Below are 15,487 nucleotides of genomic sequence, written 5' to 3' on the forward strand. Positions count from 1 at the left end.
TGGCAGGTGAGTCTGAGCCTGGGGATGAATGGTTTGTGAGCACGGCTTGACCTTCCCGTCAGGACAGGTCCGCGCCCAGCTTCCGGCGGCCGAGGAAGCCCTCGCCCTGACCGGAGCCCAGCGGCGGGACGCCGTAGAGCTGGTACTGACGAGGCGGAACATCCACCTGCGCCGAAAAGGCTGTGAACGAGGCTTGATGTGGGTCATCGAGGCGCGTTCACAGCCTTCTCCCTGGAGTGGCTGCCCCCGCTGAGCTGCCGGGGCGCTGCTCCAGTGTTCGAGGCAGGATCGGAAGCCCGGCACGATGCCGGGTCGTTTTCGGCTCTGTGGTTCAGTCGCTGTCGTCGCCGCACTTGGGCTCGGCGAGCCTGTCCTGCCCAGCCGTTCGTGTCGGCAGGGACGGCTGGGAGCCGTCCTTGGCGACCGGCTGGAAGTAGTGGTCCAGCGCCCAGGCGGCCACGTGGGTGCCGGCCCGGCAGCCGTCCACGTCCGCCGTGCGGGAGTGGACGCCGCCCCACACACGGGCGTCGACGACGTCCCGGTTGAGGACGTCGGCGGACCCGTAGAACCGCGTGGTGCCGGTGACGTCGGAGGGGACGTAGAGGTCGATGCGGGAAGTGCCGAGGACGCCGGTCAAGGCGCGTGCCACGGCAGCGGCGACGGTCGTGTGGCCGGCGACGTAGTCCGGGTGCGGTGGGGTGAGGAGCAGCGGCTCCCAGGCCGGGTCAGCCGTCGTCGCGGGGTTGCCGTCGGTGTCGGCGAGGCGGATGGCGGTGATCGGCCGCCAGGTGCCGTAGTGGAGCTTGGCGTCCCACGCCGTGACGACGGCATCGGTCGCCGACGCGTTCACCGCGGCGAACAGCCGGGCCGTCTCGGCGATGCCGAGCCGGTGCCGAGCGGCGTGGTCTCGTACGGCTGTCTGGACCTGTTCGACCAGGTTGCCGCTGAAGAAGAGGGCGGTCTCGGTCTGCTGCGCGCTCCTGCCCGAGCCGGTCTTCGCGCCCATGGCCTTCACCTCCTGGACATCCTCGGCGTAGCGGGATGAGGAGAGGGCGGGTGGTCCGTCGGGGCGGAACTGCTGCGGGGAGGCGAGCAGGAGGGGGCGGAGCCTGGCGAGCCAGGTGTCGATGAAGGGCTGGAACGCGGGCGGGGTGGGCCGCCAGACCCCCGGTGCTGGGGAAGCGGTGAAGGGAACGTCCGCGAACCTTCCGTCCCCTTCACGGAGTTCGATGATGCGGGCGGCGGCGCGCTTTCCGTAGTCGACGCCCCGGTCTCTGGCCTGACCGGCCGGAAGAGCGGCGAGCGAGTCCGCGTAGGCGGTGTCGAGCCGCCCCTTGAAGGCGGGGAAGTAGGTGAGCAGCATGTCGTGGGCCGCAGTGGCGGCGGCCGCCGCGGAGGATGCCTTGGCCGGACCGCGCTCGCGCCATTCGTACAGGGCGTAGCGGCCTTCGATCCCCACCACGGCGTTGTACACGGCGACGGAGACGAACCCCTCCCAGATCGCCGCCTGCCCGGAGGGACGTGGGCCGAGGCTGGTCTTGATCGTGTCGGTGGCGATGGCGTTCCACTCGCGGACCATGGCTGCCGGGTCCGCCGCCGTCCGGGTGTCCACGGCGGGGGGACTTGCCGCGGCGGTGACCGTCACGAGGGCGATGGCCGCGACGGCGCAGATGAATCCCCGGACACGTGAACGCGGAGGAACGGGAAGAGGGGGCTCTTGATGCACGGCGTCCTCCATAGAGTTGAGTGCCCAAGGCTTAGCAACGGCCCACTGCACGAGCAAGACAACTCGCCGCGAACCGGACAGGCCCGGGGCGCCCTCGCGCGCACCGGCCCGTGTCCAGGGGGACCCCGCGCGTGATCGGCCAACACCCGCTCGGCCTTCAGGTACGTTTCGAGGTCGCCACCGGTCGGACGGCTTGACCTTGACGCATGGGTCAATCCCTAGCGTCGTCGGCATGGACACATCTTCGAAGAGCACAACGTTCTCCAGCCGCTCCGGCATCTCCCGTACCGGGCTGGAAGCCCGGCTGTTCGCACGGCCTGAGGGCCTGCCCGCTCCCGGGGACTTCGAGATCACCGAGGTCGCCGTTCCCGATCCCGCACCGGGGCAGGTACTGGTCCGCAACCTGTTCATGTCGCTTGATCCCGGCATGCTCATGCTGATCGCGGGCCGGCCCGGCCTGCCGATGCCCCGCTATGAGGTCGGCGAGGTGATGCACGGCGATGCCATCGGCGAAGTAATCGCCTCTGCGGATCCGTCACTTGACGAGGGCGACCTGGTGATGCACAGGCTTGGCTGGCGCGAGTACGCCGTGGCGCGGGCCGGGCTGTTCCGTCGCGTCGACCGGGACGCCTACCCGACGCCCTCCACCTACCTGAGCTTCGGACTGGTCGCCTACGTCGGGCTCATGGACGCGGCGGAACTACGGCCCGGCGACACCGTCTTCGTCTCCAGTGCGGCGGGGGCGACCGGGAGCATGGCCGGCCAGATCGCCCGGCTCAAGGGAGCGGCCCGGGTGATCGGCAGCGCGGGATCGCGGGGCAAGGTCGCCCATCTGACCGGGAGTCTCGGGTTCGACGCGGCCTTCGACCGTCACGACGGACCGATCGTCGACCGGCTGCGCGAGGCCGCACCCGAAGGCATCGACGTCTACTTCGACAACGTGGGTGGTGAACAGCTGCGCGCCGCGATAGAGGTCATGAATCCGCATGGCCGCGTCGCTGTGTGCGGAGCCCTCGGCCGACGGAGCGAAGCCAGTCCCGGCGACCTGCTCAGTGTCCTCGTCAAGCGGCTCACCCTCCGCGGCTTCACCGTGGGCGATCACCTTGAGCGTGCGCCGGAGTTCGGCGCGCAATTCCGTACGTGGCTGCGCGAGGGCGCGATCGTCCATGACGAGACGGTGATCGATGGGCTGGCCAACGCACCGCAGGCTCTCCTCGATCTCGTGAACGGCGCGTACACCGGGAAGACGGTGGTCCGGCTCGGGAGTTGACCTTGACGTACGGGTGAAGCTCTATGGTCGGACTCGGAGGTGGCAGCGATGCTGATCGGTGAACTGGCCGCGCGGGCCGGGACCACGACCCGTGCCCTGCGTTACTACGAGGAGCAGGGCCTGCTGGAGTCCGACCGTACGTCGGCGGGCTATCGCCTGTATGAGCCCGGTGCGGTACGCAGGGTCCGGAACATCCGTGAGCTCCTGTCCTGCGGGCTCACCGTGGAGGATGTGAAGTCCCTCCTGGCCTACCTCGACGCCGAGCTGCCCGAGGTGCTCTCCTACTCACCGCTGTGCGCCGACGGCTACGGCGTCGGCGTACAGCGGGTGGCTCAGCTGGAGGAGCGAATCGCGATCCTCACCGAGCTGCGCGACAGCCTCGTCCGCCGGATGCCCTGGCTGGCGGCACCCGACGGCACCGCGGACGAGCAGGCCGCTTGATCGTGAAGTGCCGCGGCTTTTTCGGCAGGACGGGCAATCGGCGTTGGTACATCGAACGCACCACGGCCGGGGACAACGGCTGCAACCGGCCTGACACTTTGTCGGGCACGGGCCCGGTGATCGCCCTTGCGAACGGAATTCGTGTGGGTGTGCGTGGGGGTCGACCGGGTCAAGGGAAGATCGGGCGGGGGCCCAACAGGAGGGCGGCGAGGCGCAGGTACGCCTTGTAGGCCTCGGGAGTCAGCCAGGAGAGTTCGACCGTGCTGCCCATGGTGAGGTGGCCGTCACGAGGGACCATCACGACGCCGCGGCAGCGGGAGCTCAGGCCGCGGATACTGGCGGCGTCGAGCGTCCAGCCGGCCGCGGGGCGGCTGTGGTTGAGGACGACGACGGCCTCGCGGACCAGGTCCGGCAGGTCGAGCGTGACAAGACGGTCCATGGCCTGCTGTGCCTGGGTCAGACCGGCGGGGTCGGCCCGCGAGACGATGACCACGCGGTCGGCCGCCCTGAGCACCGTGGGCATGAACTTGTCCGAGTCGACCAGGGTGAGGTCGAAGTAGTCCCGGGTCGTGCGGGTCACCCGGTGGAAGTCGTAGTCCGTGAACTGGCCGACCGACGCGATGCGCGAGACGGAGTCGTTGGCGAGAACCTGGAGCCCCGAGCGGTGCGGCGACAGAAACAGCTGGAGATCCTCGAAGTGCCGCACCTCGTGCAGCGACTCGGCCAGGTCCGACAGACTGGCCAGGGTGTTGCGGAAGACCCGCCCGCCGATCCGGACCTGGCTGCCCGTGTGCCGGTCGGCGTCGATGGCGAGCACCCGCTCCTGCCGCTGGTCGGCCAGTACGGCCCCCAGCACCATCGTGGTCGTGGTGCAGCCGACCCCGTCCTTGACGCCCACGAGCGCGATCCGCAGGGGCTCGGGCAAGGGGGTGCGGATGGTGCGCATCCACTGCTCGTGGTCGTCCTCCTCGTCGCTCGCCGTCTCCGGCTCGACGGCGGGGCCGTCGTCGGCCCCGCCCGTGCCGCCCTCCACGTCCTCCCACTCCACCCCGCCCGGCAGCAGCGCCCCGAAGGCGTCGGCCACCTCGCGGGCCGTCGGTCGCCCCGCGGGTTCGGGTTCGACACAACGCAGCAGCAACTCCGCGATGGTCTCGTCGAGTTGCGCGAGCTGCGGACTCCTGCGCAGCGTGTCGTTCTCGTACCAGCGCCACGGCCGGCCGGTCGCGGCCTGCAACAGGATGGAACCGAGGGCGTACACGTCACCCGCCGTGATCCGGGACTCGCCCCAGTACGTCACCTCGGGTGCCCGGTAAGGGGAGTTGGCCGGCGTGGACGGCGTCGACGCGCTCCACGCGCCGTCGATGCGCGCCGACGTCCAGCCGATGAGGTGTAGCGTCGACTCGGTGACCAGCACGGTGCCCGGGGTCAGCGCGCCGTGCACGATGCCCTTGTGGTGGCAGCGGGTCAGCGCCCGCGCCAGGTTCCAGCCCAGCCAGGTGAACAGCGGGGTCCCGGGCAGCGCCCCGGCCGCGTCGAGCACGGCACGCAACGTGGGCGCGGGCGGACCACCGCTCAGCGTGTCCAGACGCAGCGCCAGCCACGGCGTGGGGCCCTCCAGGTCACTGCGCACCACGGCGGGCGCGTACATCCCGTCCATACGGCGCAGCGCCCGGCGTTCCACGTCGAGCAACTCCCGTGCCACGGGAGAGTCGAAGGAGTGCGACACCCGCAGCAGCACCCGCTGCCCTTCCTCGTCCTCCCCGATGTACGCGGTGGGCTTGCCGCCCGTGCCGTCGCGTTGCAGCAGCGAGTACGGGCCCAGGGTGTGCAGGTCCTGCAACCGGAGCGGCAGCCACGACGGGGCCGCCTCCAGGCCCGACGGCAGCCGCACCTCCTCGTACTCGGTGGTGCGCGGCGGCGTCGCCGCCATCGGTTTCGCACCCAGGTGGGTGAGGAGACGGTCCTCCAGCCAGGCGAACGGCCGGGTCCCGGGCAGGAGTTCACCCGTCCCGGAGGGATGGGCGAGCCAGGCGGGGAAGTCGGGGGAGCGGCCCACCAGGGTGCGCAGCCGCGCGGTGACCGCCCGGGTGGTGCGCAGCAGATCGATCGGGGACGCGGTGTCGAGCAGGATCTCCTGGGCCTCCCCGGCGAAACCGAACCGGCGGTGCTGGGGCGGCAGCCGCTCGTCGACCGGCTCCACCTGACGCATCAGACCGCCCAGGAACACCTCGGCCAGATGCGCGGTGTCGGCCCGCCACGGCACGGCCGCCTGCACCAGCCGCATCACGGGCACCGTGAGCGGGGACACCGCCGCGAGATGAGCGGCCAGCCGGTAGGCCCCCGGGGACGCGGCGTCCCGGAACCTGAGCACGGCGTCCGCCGCGCCACCGCCCCGGGTGTCGGCCCCGGCCCGTGGCGCCTTCGCCTGCAGCGGCGCCAGCAGGGGCAGCTCCGCGCTGCCGCCCGGTGAGGCCACCAGCCGCGCCCACGCGGCGACCGCCGGGGGATACGGCTCCAGTACGGGGACGGGGACCCCGGGGAACTCGTCACCGAGCCCCGGCGGCAGCAGCGGGTCGGCGACCTCCCAGGTGTCGTTCGCCGCGCCGCGCCGCCGGGTCGTCACCAGCCACGGCTCCGAGCGGATGCCCGACCCGTCCCACATGTGGGACGGCAGCGCGTGCATGATCGCCGTCGGCCCCTGGTGCGCCCAGCGTTCCAGCGCCGCGTGCAGTCGCCCGTCCCGCCAGCAGGCGCCGACGCCGTCGCTGATCACCAGCACCAGGGTGCCGCCCGAGGGGTCGGCGACCGACGCGGGGGAGAGCAGCGGGGCGTGCGGGTCGAAGGGGCGGGAGCGCAGCAGCGGCGCCCCCGCCGACCGGGTGTCCAGGCCGTGCACACGGATGTCGCGGAAGGCGCCGAGGCGTTCCAGCAGGGCGCGCAGTTCCATCGCCAGCCGCCGCCACAGCAGCATCGAGATGCCGTCGTCGATGAGGAGGGTGAGGTCGAGCCAGCGCTGCCGGGCGGGGCGGGTCACCACATCAGGCAGTCCCGTCTCGGCCATGGCCGCCGCCGTCGCCTCCTCGTCGAACTCCCGCTTCAACGGCCCCGGCTGGGGCTGTTTCAGCAGCCGTAGCGCACGGCTGAGGCGCAGTTCGTCCGACCCGAGCGCCTTCTCCTCGGGGACCCGTACGGGCAGCGCGCCCTCGCCGGGCGCGCCACGCAGCCCCGGCGCGGCGAGGTCCGCGAACTCGGGTGCGCTGCGCGCCGCCGCCGCCGCGTGCAGCGCGCCCAACAGCTGGGCGGGAGGCGGTGGTTGGGTCGGTGCGGCGGGCGCGGGGGAGTCGAGCTCGGCCGGGGCGGGGCCGGCCGTGGAGCGCTCGGCGTCTCCCGCGCCGGCGCCCGGTGGCGGCACGGCGTCCGCGGTCAGCGCGCTCGCGAGCGGCGCCGTGGCTCCCGGGGGAAGCCGCGTCGCCAGCCACAGGGTGTCGAGCAGTTCATGGATCGACAGCTCGTGACCGGCCAGCCGGCCGAGTTTGCTCAACGGGGGCAGGATCGGCGGGGCACCCGTGACGTGCGAGCCGCCGGACCCGCCACCGGCGTCACGCGGGTTCCTCCCGTCGCCCCCGTCGCCCCCGCGCACGCTAGACCATCCCGCCCAGGCGGTGGAGTACGGCGTCCAGCAGCCCTTCGGCGTCCAGATCGACTCCGCCCTTGCGCAGGAACACGGCGTTGAGCAGCTGGTCGGTGGCGAGTTCGCCCGGTGCCCGGCGGTTGAGGAAGGCGTGCAGCAGGTCGTCCACGTCGGACAGCGCGTCCTCACCGAGATGCGCGGCGACGATGTCCCGCAGCCGGGCCTCGTCCGGGTCCGGCAGATCGAGCCGTACGCAGCGGCGCATGAAGGCGGGCGGGAAGTCCCGTTCGCCGTTGCTGGTGATCACCACGACCGGGAACTCCCGGCAGCGCACCACCCCGCGCGTCACGGTGACCCGCTCGCCGCCCGAGCCATGGGTCAGCACCGGCACCTCGGACTGGGTCTCCGGCAGCCGGGACAGCTCGGGTATCTCGAACTCGCCCTCCTCGAACACGGTCAGCAGATCGTTCGGGAGGTCGACGTCACCCTTGTCGAGCTCGTCCACGAGCAGCAGCCGCGGCCGGTCGCGCGGCACCAGGGCGGTACCGAGCGGCCCGAGCCGCACATAGGTGCCGATGTCGGGCTCGGGGTCCCCGCGCTCCTGGCGCAGATGCGTCTCGCGCAGCCTGCCGATCGCGTCGTAGCCGTACAGGGCGTCCTTGAGGACCGAGCGGCTGTTGACGGGCCACTGGAGCACCGGTCCGAGGGACAGCTCGTGCGCGATGGCGTGCGCCAGCGAGGACTTGCCGGTACCGGGGTGCCCGGTGACGAGCAGCGGGCGACGCAGATGGAGGGCGGCGCTGACCACGTCCGCCTCCGTGCGCCCGATCAGATACGGACGGTGCCGCGGGCGGCCGCCCGGCCCGTCGCCGAACTGCCGCCAGGGCGGCGCCTCGGGGAACTCCACCTCACGGGCCACGCGGTCACCGCGGAACAGCCGCCACCCGTCCGGTGTCTGCTGGGTCATCCTGTCCGCTCCGTTCCTTCCGAGGGGTCGGCGAGCTGGAGTTCGTCGGGCAGCGGCAGCTCGATGTCCTCCCACACCAGGGCGGGACGCGCGGGCACCACCCGGTCCGCGTAGGCGCGGACCCTGAAGTGCCGTACGCGCTCCGGGAGTCCGTCCACGGGACCGTGCGGTGCCAGGGCGTCGAGCGGGGCGCAGTCGTCCGGACCGGGAGCGGCCCGGTCCCAGAGCACGACCGGCACCCCCATCACCAGGCACACGGGCAGCAACTCGCCGCGGTGCTCGGTGCTTCCGTGCACAAGGACGCGCGCGGTGTCCCGATGGGTTGTCTTCAGCAGCCCGATGAGTCCCGCCCTGCCGCCGATCCTGTGGTCCGCGAGGAGGGTGTCGCTCTGGTGACGGGAGTTCCAGCGACGCTTGAGATCGGCGGGTCCGGTGCGCGAGCGCCGCCGGATCTTCGGGCAGCGCAGCACGAGGTGGAAGTCCTCACCGAGCCGCGCGGAGATGTACTCCTCGGCGCCCGCCCCGTCCCACTCGTCGAGCGCGAGCTCCAGCGCGTCCGGCGGCACCGACACGGCGACCAGCGCGACCCCGTCCCCGGCGCCCTCCGCGCCCCAGGCCACCTCCCGGATCAGCCGGGCGATCTCCCGTCCGGTGCGCGGCCGGTCGGACTCCGAGGCGGCGCGCGCCGGGGTGCCGTCGGGGCGCAGCCGCCACACCGAGCAGCGGTAGTGGTCCGCCGGGTCCTTGGCGTACCGGTCCAGCTCCACCAGGACCCGTACACCGGCCGGCGCGGACCGCCGGGACCAGCGGTCCGCGTCACCGCGCCGCTCCTGCAGCGCCGAGGGGTGAATGCCCAGGCGGGCGGCGACCCGGGCGCTCCACTCCCGCAGCGCCTGCCGGGCCAGATCGCCGGACGTCTCCGCCGCCACGTACTCGACGACCCGCAGCAGCGCGGGCAGCCGGGGCGACTCGTCGGGCACGGGCGACCCGTCCCCGTACCAGCCCTCCAGTTCGTGGACGACCGCGGGCACGGCCGACGGTGCCAGGCGTGCCCCCTGCAGCGAGCGCGGCAGGTCCACATACGGCAGCGCGGCGGTCGCGGCCCGCGGCAACAGGCCCGGATCGTGCTCGGTGAGATGCTCCAACTTGACCACCAGCGCCCGGTGTTCGGCCACCGACAGCAGCCGCGCGGCCTCCGTCAGCCGGCCCAGCGCGAGCAGCCGGTCGAGCTCGGCCCGGCCGCGCGGATCGTCCGCCACCTTGGGCGCGAGCGACTCGGCGAGCGTGGGCAGCGCCCGCTCGGTGCCGCTGAGCAGATGGGCGAGCTCCTCCACGGTCGGCGCGCTCCCGTCGCCCGGGGCCCGCAGCGTGAGCTGGGCGGCGAGCACGGTGGCGTGGTCGGCGCGCGCCCGCGGGTCGCCCAGCAGGCTGTGCAGCGGGCCGACCATCATGTCGCGCACCGACTCGGCCTCGGCGAGGGTCGCGGCCGACCGCTCCCGGCCGCCGTTCACATGCTCGGGTGCCGCCCCCACCCGGGCCAGCTCCCGCAGGACCGACTGCCAGCCGAGCCCCCAGCTGCGCCGCAGCGTGTGCTGGGCCGAGAACGCCCCGTCGGGCGCGGTGATCCGCCCCACGACCAGGCCGACGGCCGCCCGGTCGGTCACCGACCAGAGGGGCCCGCCGCTGTAGCCCTCGTCGACGGCCGCGCCGGACAACTGTCCGTCGAGATAACAGATCCGGCCGTCGTACGCCCCCACCCGCGCGTCGGCGTACGAGAACGGCTGCCCGCCGCCGTACCAGGCCCGTACCTGCTGGCCGCGCTCCATCTCCAGCCAGCGCAGCGGGCTCACGGGCGGGGGAGGCGCCTCGTCGAGTTCGAGGACGGCCAGATCGCCGTCCCACTCCAGGGAGCCGTCGGCGACCGGGCCGTACTGCGGGGACCGCGGCGGTATCCAGGCGACCAGCCGGGCCTGGTGCAGATCCGCGGCGGACAGCACCGGGAAGGACACGTCGAGGGTGACCTCCCCCGGGTTGTGCGGGCTGAGGCTGCGCAGCCCGAGCGCCAGGTTGATGACATGCGCGCAGGTCAGCAGCCTGCGGCCGGAGAGGTACACACCCGCCCCGGCGGTCCGGCCGCGATCGCTGGACAGGACGCGCACCAGCGCGCCGCGGGCGTCGCCGGACGACGGGTCGTCCGGCGATCCGAACCAGGTCACGGCTCCGTCCGGCGGGGCAGCTGCCAGGTCGCCGAAATGGTCATGCTGGCCTGGCCGTTGGCCCCGACGATGCCGATCTTCAGGTCCTGTCCGATCTGGATGCCGAAGTCGACGGAGATCTCGTGCGGCGGGTCGGGTATCCCGCGGATCGCGTCGTGCACCTGCTGCAGTACGGGCCCCAGCGGGCTCAGCACACTGCGTAGACCGTCCGTCGCCAGCGACGCGACCCGCGCGCCACGCCCGACCGGGACCACCCCGGAAATGCCGCCCGGCAGATCGGCGTCGGCGGCCGGGGCCGCCGACGCCTCCCCCGCGGCCGCGAGTTCGAGCCGGACGTGGGCCCCGTCGTCGAGGGCGAACTCCATGTAGTCGTAGTGCGGCACACGGGCATTGTGCCGATCAATGCCCCGTGAAGGTAGTGAAGTTGAGGAATCCGCCGTAGCCAAAGGGCGACTAGCCCACCCGGTGGCCGTTCTCCAGCTCCGCGGTTCCGCCGCCCTCCGTCAGCACGTCCATCGCGGCGAGGACCCGGCGGCCGAGTGCGCCCGGCAGATACTCGGCCAGCTCCTCCCGCGGCACCAGCCGCCACGACAGCAGTTCCTCCTCCTGCAGCCGGATCGCCTTGAGCTCCCGCTCGCCGAGGACTCCGCCGTCGTACAGGTAGGCGACCAGCGGGGGTCGCGCCGTCCCGTGCACCCAGTCGACCGCGAGCAGCGGACCGAGTTCGATGTCGAGCCCGATCTCCTCGGCGGTCTCGCGGCGCGCGCCCTGGCGCGGAGTCTCCCCGTCGTCCGACTCGACGGTGCCACCCGGAAGGGCCCAGCCCTCACGGTAGTTCGGCTCGACGAGCAGCACCCGGCCGTCACCGTCGCGGAAGAGCGCGGCCGCACCGGCCAGGACACGGGGGAGGCCCGCGATGTACGTGGCGAAGTCTGGAGTGGTCATCCTCGAAGCGTAACGAGCCTGCGCGGCCCCTCCTCGGACGTGTTCGAGACGGCCCCGGCACCCGTCGGCTAGGACAGGCCCTGGATGTCGGGACCGGCGCCGGACGGCCCCTCGGCCTCGGCTTCGGCCTCCGTCTCCGTGTTCGTCTCCGCCTCCGTCACCATCAGCGCGAGCGTCCGCGCGGCCAGCTCACTGATCCGTACGCCGTCGAAGCCGAACACCGCGCTGCGTACGGTGTCCTCCAGCGGGTCCTTCCACTGCGCGGGAATGGCCTCGGCCCCGCACAGGACCCCGGCCACCGAGCCCGCCGTCGCGCCGTTCGAGTCGGTGTCCAGGCCGCCGCGGACGGTGAGCGTGATGGTCCGGGTGAAGTCGCCGTCGCCGTAGAGCAGCCCGGCCGTGAGGACGGCGGCGTTCGGGATCGTGTGGATCCAGCCGAGCCCCGCGGTCTCCTCGGACACCGTCGTGAGCGTGTCCTCCCAGGTCATCCGGGTCTCGTGAAGCGTGAGCACCCGGCGTACGGTGCGGGCGAGGCGGCTGCTCGCGGGGATGACGGTCAGCGCCGTGTCCAGTGCGTGGCGGACCGTGGGCGCGGTGAACGCGGCCGAGACGAGCGCCGCCGCCCACATCGCCCCGTACACGCCGTTGCCGGTATGGGACAGCACGGCGTCCCGACGGGCGAGGGAGGCCGCCCGGCGCGGCGCACCCGGGTTGGTCCAGCCGTGGACATCGGCGCGGATCAGGGCGCCGATCCACTCCTGGTAGGGGTTGTCGTACGTCGCCGTCAGCGGCGGTTTGATGCCGTTGGCGAGGTTGCGGTACGCGGCCCGCTCCGCCGTGAACGTCTGCAGATACGGCAGCCGCAGCAGCCACAGGTCGCCGACCTGCTCGGTGCTGAAACCGAAACCGTGTGTCTCCAGCAGGTGCAGGCCCAGGATCGCGTAGTCGACGTCGTCGTCACGGCAGCTGCCGTGGATACGGCCGCGCACGCATTGCCGCCACTCGGGCCGCAGCTCGAACTCGCCGGCGTCACCGTCGGTGGCGGGCTCGGGAAGATAGTCGGTGAGCGGCAGGGCGGCGGCCTGTCGCAGATAGCGGTCGATACGGTCCCGCGTCCAGTGGTCGCCCTGCTCGACCGGCTTGCCGAGCATGTTGCCCGCGATCCGGCCCAGCCAGCCGCCGAGAACGCGGTCCGCGAGTTCGGTGCCCACAGGGGTCATAGCTCCGGTTTACCCAATTCCGGGCATGAGCGTGCGGTGTTCCACGGGCCGGTCGGGGCATGACGGCGGGGGCGTCCTCCGGTTAAGGTCGCAGCGGCGCGACTGCCTTGACGTGTGCGAGGCCGGAAAGCAAGGGGAATGCAAGGTGGCGGACTCTGCTGTGAAGACGACACGTGCGGGCACCGGGCGTGTTCCGCGGGTGCTGATCGCCGCGGACAAGTTCAAGGGGTCGCTGACCGCCGTGCAGGTCGCGGAGCGCGTCATGGCCGGGCTGCGCCGCGTCGTGCCGGGTGTCGAGGTCGAGGCGCTGCCCGTGGCCGACGGCGGCGACGGGACCGTGGACGCGGCGGTCGCGGCCGGGTTCGAGCGGCGGGAGGTGCGGGTCGCCGGCCCGCTGGGTGACGAGCTCACCGCCGCCTTCGCGCTGCGCGGCGACACCGCGGTGGTGGAGATGGCGGAGGCGAGCGGATTGCAGCGGCTGCCCGCCGGGGTGTTCGCGCCGCTGACGTCGTCCACGTACGGGTCCGGGGAGCTGCTGCGGGCCGCGCTGGACGCCGGGGCCCGCACCATCGTGTTCGGCGTGGGCGGGAGCGCGACGACGGACGGCGGGGCGGGGATGCTGTCCGCGCTCGGGGCGCGGTTCGTGGACGCGGAGGGGGAGCCGGTGGCTCCCGGCGGTGCGGCGCTCAGTGACGTGGCGACCGCGGACCTGTCCGGCCTGGACCCCCGCCTGTCCTCCGTGGACTTCGTCCTCGCCAGCGACGTGGACAACCCGCTCACCGGGCCGAAGGGCGCGCCCGCCGTGTACGGCCCCCAGAAGGGGGCGAGCCCCGACGACGTGGAGATCCTGGACGCGGCCCTCGGACACTTCGCCGCGGTTCTGGAGAAGTCGATCGGGTCCAGGGCCGCGGAGTACGCCGCGGCGCCGGGGGCGGGAGCCGCGGGTGGCATCGGCTACGGTGCGCTGGTCCTGGGCGCCCGGTTCCGTCCCGGTATCGAGGTGATGCTCGACGTCCTCGGCTTCGCGCCCGCGCTGGAGAGGGCCACTCTGGTGATCACCGGTGAGGGGTCCCTCGACGAACAGACCCTCCACGGCAAGGCTCCGGCGGGGGTGGCCGCGGCCGCCCGTGCCGCGGGCAAGGAGGTCGTCGCGGTGTGCGGGCGCCTGGCACTGCGCCCGGAGGCGCTCGGCAGGGCCGGCATCCGGCGCGCGTACCCCCTCACGGAGGTCGAGCCCGACATCGCGCGATGCATCTCCGACGCGGGGCCGATCCTGGAGACGGTGGCCCAGCACATCGCCCGCGACTTCCTGACCTGACCCGTCCAGGGGGACGACGAGGTACGAGGCACGAAGAGGTACGACGAAGGGGCCCGAACCGGTTGTCCGGTTCGGGCCCCTTCGTCGTGTACGAGGAAAAGCTACGGCAGCTGCGCCGCCCGTGCCTCACGCCGGTTGTCGCGGAAGTTGTTCACCCGCCGAGCCGTCGCGAACAGCGGAATCACCGCGCCCATGACGAGCTGCAGCGCACAGCCGGTCTGGAGCAGGAGCTGACCGCTGGGTGCGTCGAAGGCCCACGCCGCCAGCAGACCCATGGACAGGACGATCCAGGAGAGCATCGCCACCGCGAGGCGGCCGCGCGGCTTCGGGTACTCCACCCGGCTCACCATCAGCCACGCCGTGCCGAGGATCGCCATCAGCGTCGCCGCGAAGGGCAGCTCCAGGAGCACGATCGAGACCACCGTCAGTGCTCCGAACGGCGACGGCATGCCCTGGAACGTGCCGTCCTTCACCGTGACGCAGGAGAAGCGGGCGAGGCGGAGGACGACCGCGAGCAACACCACGATCGCGCCGAGCGCCGCCACTCTCTGGTGCGCGTCGTCCGCGACCATGCCGTAGACGAGGACGAAGTACGCGGGCGCCAGACCGAAGCTGATCAGGTCCGACAGGTTGTCCAGTTCCGCGCCCATGGGGGAGGAGCGCAGCTTGCGGGCGACGAGGCCGTCGAAGAGGTCGAAGACCGCGGCGCAGAGCATCAGGATGACGGCCGTGGCGGCGCTGTGGCGCGCCATGCCCGACTCCTGGCTGCCGGTGAGGTGCGGGATCAGAATGCCCGTGGTGGTGAAGTACACCGCCATGAAGCCGCACGTGGCGTTGCCGAGGGTGAGGGTGTCCGCTATTGAGAGGCGGAGAGAGAGGGGCATCTCCTCCTCGTCGTCCACCTCGTCGGCCTCCGGCACCCAGCCGGCCTGAGTCTCAGGATCAATCACGGTCAATTCGAGTCACCCCAGCCACGGTCTTCTGACCGACTTCCACATCGACCTCGACACCCTCGGGGAGGTAGATGTCGACGCGCGAGCCGAAGCGGATGAGACCGATCCGGTCGCCCTGCTCGACCTTCGTACCCTGCGGGATATAAGGAACGATACGGCGGGCGACCGCGCCGGCGATCTGGATCATCTCGATGTCACCGAGTTCGGTGTCGAAATGCCAGACGACGCGTTCGTTGTTCTCGCTCTCCTTGTTGAACGCCGGAACGAACCCACCGGGGATGTGCTCGACCGAGGTCACCGTGCCGGAGAGCGGCGCGCGGTTGACATGGACGTTCAGAGGGCTCATGAAGATCGCGACGCGGGTGCGTCCGTCCTTCCACGGCATGATGCTCTGCACCACACCGTCGGCGGGCGAGATGACCCGACCCGGGGCGATCTCGCGCTCGGGGTCGCGGAAGAACCACAGCATGCCCGCCGCGAGCGCGGTGGCGGGTACGGCCACGGCCTTGGCGGCGCCGGAGCGGCGTGCCTTGGCCAGACTGAGTACTGCGGTGGCAACGGTCGGGAGAAGCCACGGCGATGCTCCGCGCGCGAGGCGGACCCGGCCGCGAGGTGCAGAGGTTTGGCTGTGGGGCATGGATGACCTTCGTAGCGGATGATGCCGCGCTGGAACGGGGGACGGCGGCTTTCCCGGGATCGTACCGGGAGCGGGCCGCAACTGGGCAAGCCAGGAAGCCGAGTCGGCGGCCGAAGAGTGTTGACGGGGTGTGATCTTCTTCTCGAAGAAAACACCCCGAACC

Annotated in this window: 12 protein-coding genes; 3 read left to right on the forward strand and 9 right to left on the reverse strand. The window is 72.2% G+C overall.

The features are described from left to right. Positions 1 to 331 precede the first annotated feature (331 nt). Positions 332 to 1,726 carry a vanadium-dependent haloperoxidase gene (locus tag FNV62_RS40705; protein WP_225900549.1) on the reverse strand — a complete coding sequence of 465 codons (1,395 nt, stop codon included), beginning with the start codon at positions 1,724 to 1,726 and terminating at the stop codon, positions 332 to 334. Between the two features lie 232 nt (positions 1,727 to 1,958). Here FNV62_RS40705 and FNV62_RS40710 point away from each other — a divergent pair, with 232 nt between their 5' ends. Further along, on the forward strand, positions 1,959 to 2,996 hold the full coding sequence (locus tag FNV62_RS40710; RefSeq protein ID WP_144315958.1) for an NADP-dependent oxidoreductase: 1,038 nt from the start codon (positions 1,959 to 1,961) through the stop codon (positions 2,994 to 2,996). Positions 2,997 to 3,044: 48 nt separating this feature from the next. After that, positions 3,045 to 3,437: a MerR family transcriptional regulator gene (locus tag FNV62_RS40715; RefSeq protein WP_144315959.1), complete on the forward strand. Its 393-nt coding sequence runs from the start codon at positions 3,045 to 3,047 to the stop codon at positions 3,435 to 3,437. A 169-nt stretch (positions 3,438 to 3,606) separates the two neighbouring features. Here FNV62_RS40715 and FNV62_RS40720 read toward each other — a convergent pair whose 3' ends face one another. The 6 genes from FNV62_RS40720 to FNV62_RS40745 all read right to left on the reverse strand — a co-directional run bounded on the left by FNV62_RS40720 (position 3,607) and on the right by FNV62_RS40745 (position 12,416). After that, positions 3,607 to 6,978 carry an SAV_2336 N-terminal domain-related protein gene (locus FNV62_RS40720; RefSeq protein WP_143609816.1) on the reverse strand — a complete coding sequence of 1,124 codons (3,372 nt, stop codon included), beginning with the start codon at positions 6,976 to 6,978 and terminating at the stop codon, positions 3,607 to 3,609. 100 nt (positions 6,979 to 7,078) lie between these two features. Next, positions 7,079 to 8,035: an AAA family ATPase gene (locus tag FNV62_RS40725; RefSeq protein WP_054230305.1), complete on the reverse strand. Its 957-nt coding sequence runs from the start codon at positions 8,033 to 8,035 to the stop codon at positions 7,079 to 7,081. Next, positions 8,032 to 10,251 carry a trypsin-like peptidase domain-containing protein gene (locus FNV62_RS40730; protein ID WP_144315960.1) on the reverse strand — a complete coding sequence of 740 codons (2,220 nt, stop codon included), beginning with the start codon at positions 10,249 to 10,251 and terminating at the stop codon, positions 8,032 to 8,034. The genes FNV62_RS40725 and FNV62_RS40730 overlap by 4 nt, the downstream gene beginning before the upstream one ends. Beyond that, positions 10,248 to 10,634, reverse strand: a complete 387-nt coding sequence (locus FNV62_RS40735) for a CU044_2847 family protein (RefSeq protein WP_143609818.1) — start codon at positions 10,632 to 10,634, stop codon at positions 10,248 to 10,250. The genes FNV62_RS40730 and FNV62_RS40735 overlap by 4 nt, the downstream gene beginning before the upstream one ends. 70 nt (positions 10,635 to 10,704) lie before the next feature. Continuing rightward, positions 10,705 to 11,196 (reverse strand): NUDIX domain-containing protein, encoded by a 492-nt coding sequence (locus tag FNV62_RS40740; RefSeq protein ID WP_097286866.1) that lies wholly within the window; start codon positions 11,194 to 11,196, stop codon positions 10,705 to 10,707. 68 nt (positions 11,197 to 11,264) lie between these two features. Then, entirely contained in the window at positions 11,265 to 12,416 is a 1,152-nt protein-coding gene (locus FNV62_RS40745; protein ID WP_225900550.1) for an ADP-ribosylglycohydrolase family protein, read from the reverse strand. A gap of 199 nt (positions 12,417 to 12,615) precedes the next feature. On the opposite strand from FNV62_RS40745, the gene FNV62_RS40750 reads away from it, so the two are divergent. After that, complete coding sequence (locus FNV62_RS40750; RefSeq protein ID WP_097286867.1) at positions 12,616 to 13,734, forward strand: glycerate kinase; 1,119 nt, start codon at positions 12,616 to 12,618, stop codon at positions 13,732 to 13,734. A 101-nt stretch (positions 13,735 to 13,835) separates the two neighbouring features. On the opposite strand, the gene pssA is transcribed toward FNV62_RS40750, so the two are convergent. Together pssA and FNV62_RS40760 are read right to left on the reverse strand one after the other, a co-directional pair. Further along, positions 13,836 to 14,654: a CDP-diacylglycerol--serine O-phosphatidyltransferase gene (pssA, locus tag FNV62_RS40755; RefSeq protein WP_054230301.1), complete on the reverse strand. Its 819-nt coding sequence runs from the start codon at positions 14,652 to 14,654 to the stop codon at positions 13,836 to 13,838. Between the two features lie 22 nt (positions 14,655 to 14,676). Beyond that, positions 14,677 to 15,324: a phosphatidylserine decarboxylase gene (locus tag FNV62_RS40760; protein WP_054230300.1), complete on the reverse strand. Its 648-nt coding sequence runs from the start codon at positions 15,322 to 15,324 to the stop codon at positions 14,677 to 14,679. Between the last annotated feature and the right edge of the window lie 163 nt (positions 15,325 to 15,487).

The sequence above is a fragment of the Streptomyces sp. RLB3-17 genome (assembly GCF_007113425.2).
Lineage (GTDB): Bacteria > Actinomycetota > Actinomycetes > Streptomycetales > Streptomycetaceae > Streptomyces > Streptomyces mirabilis_D.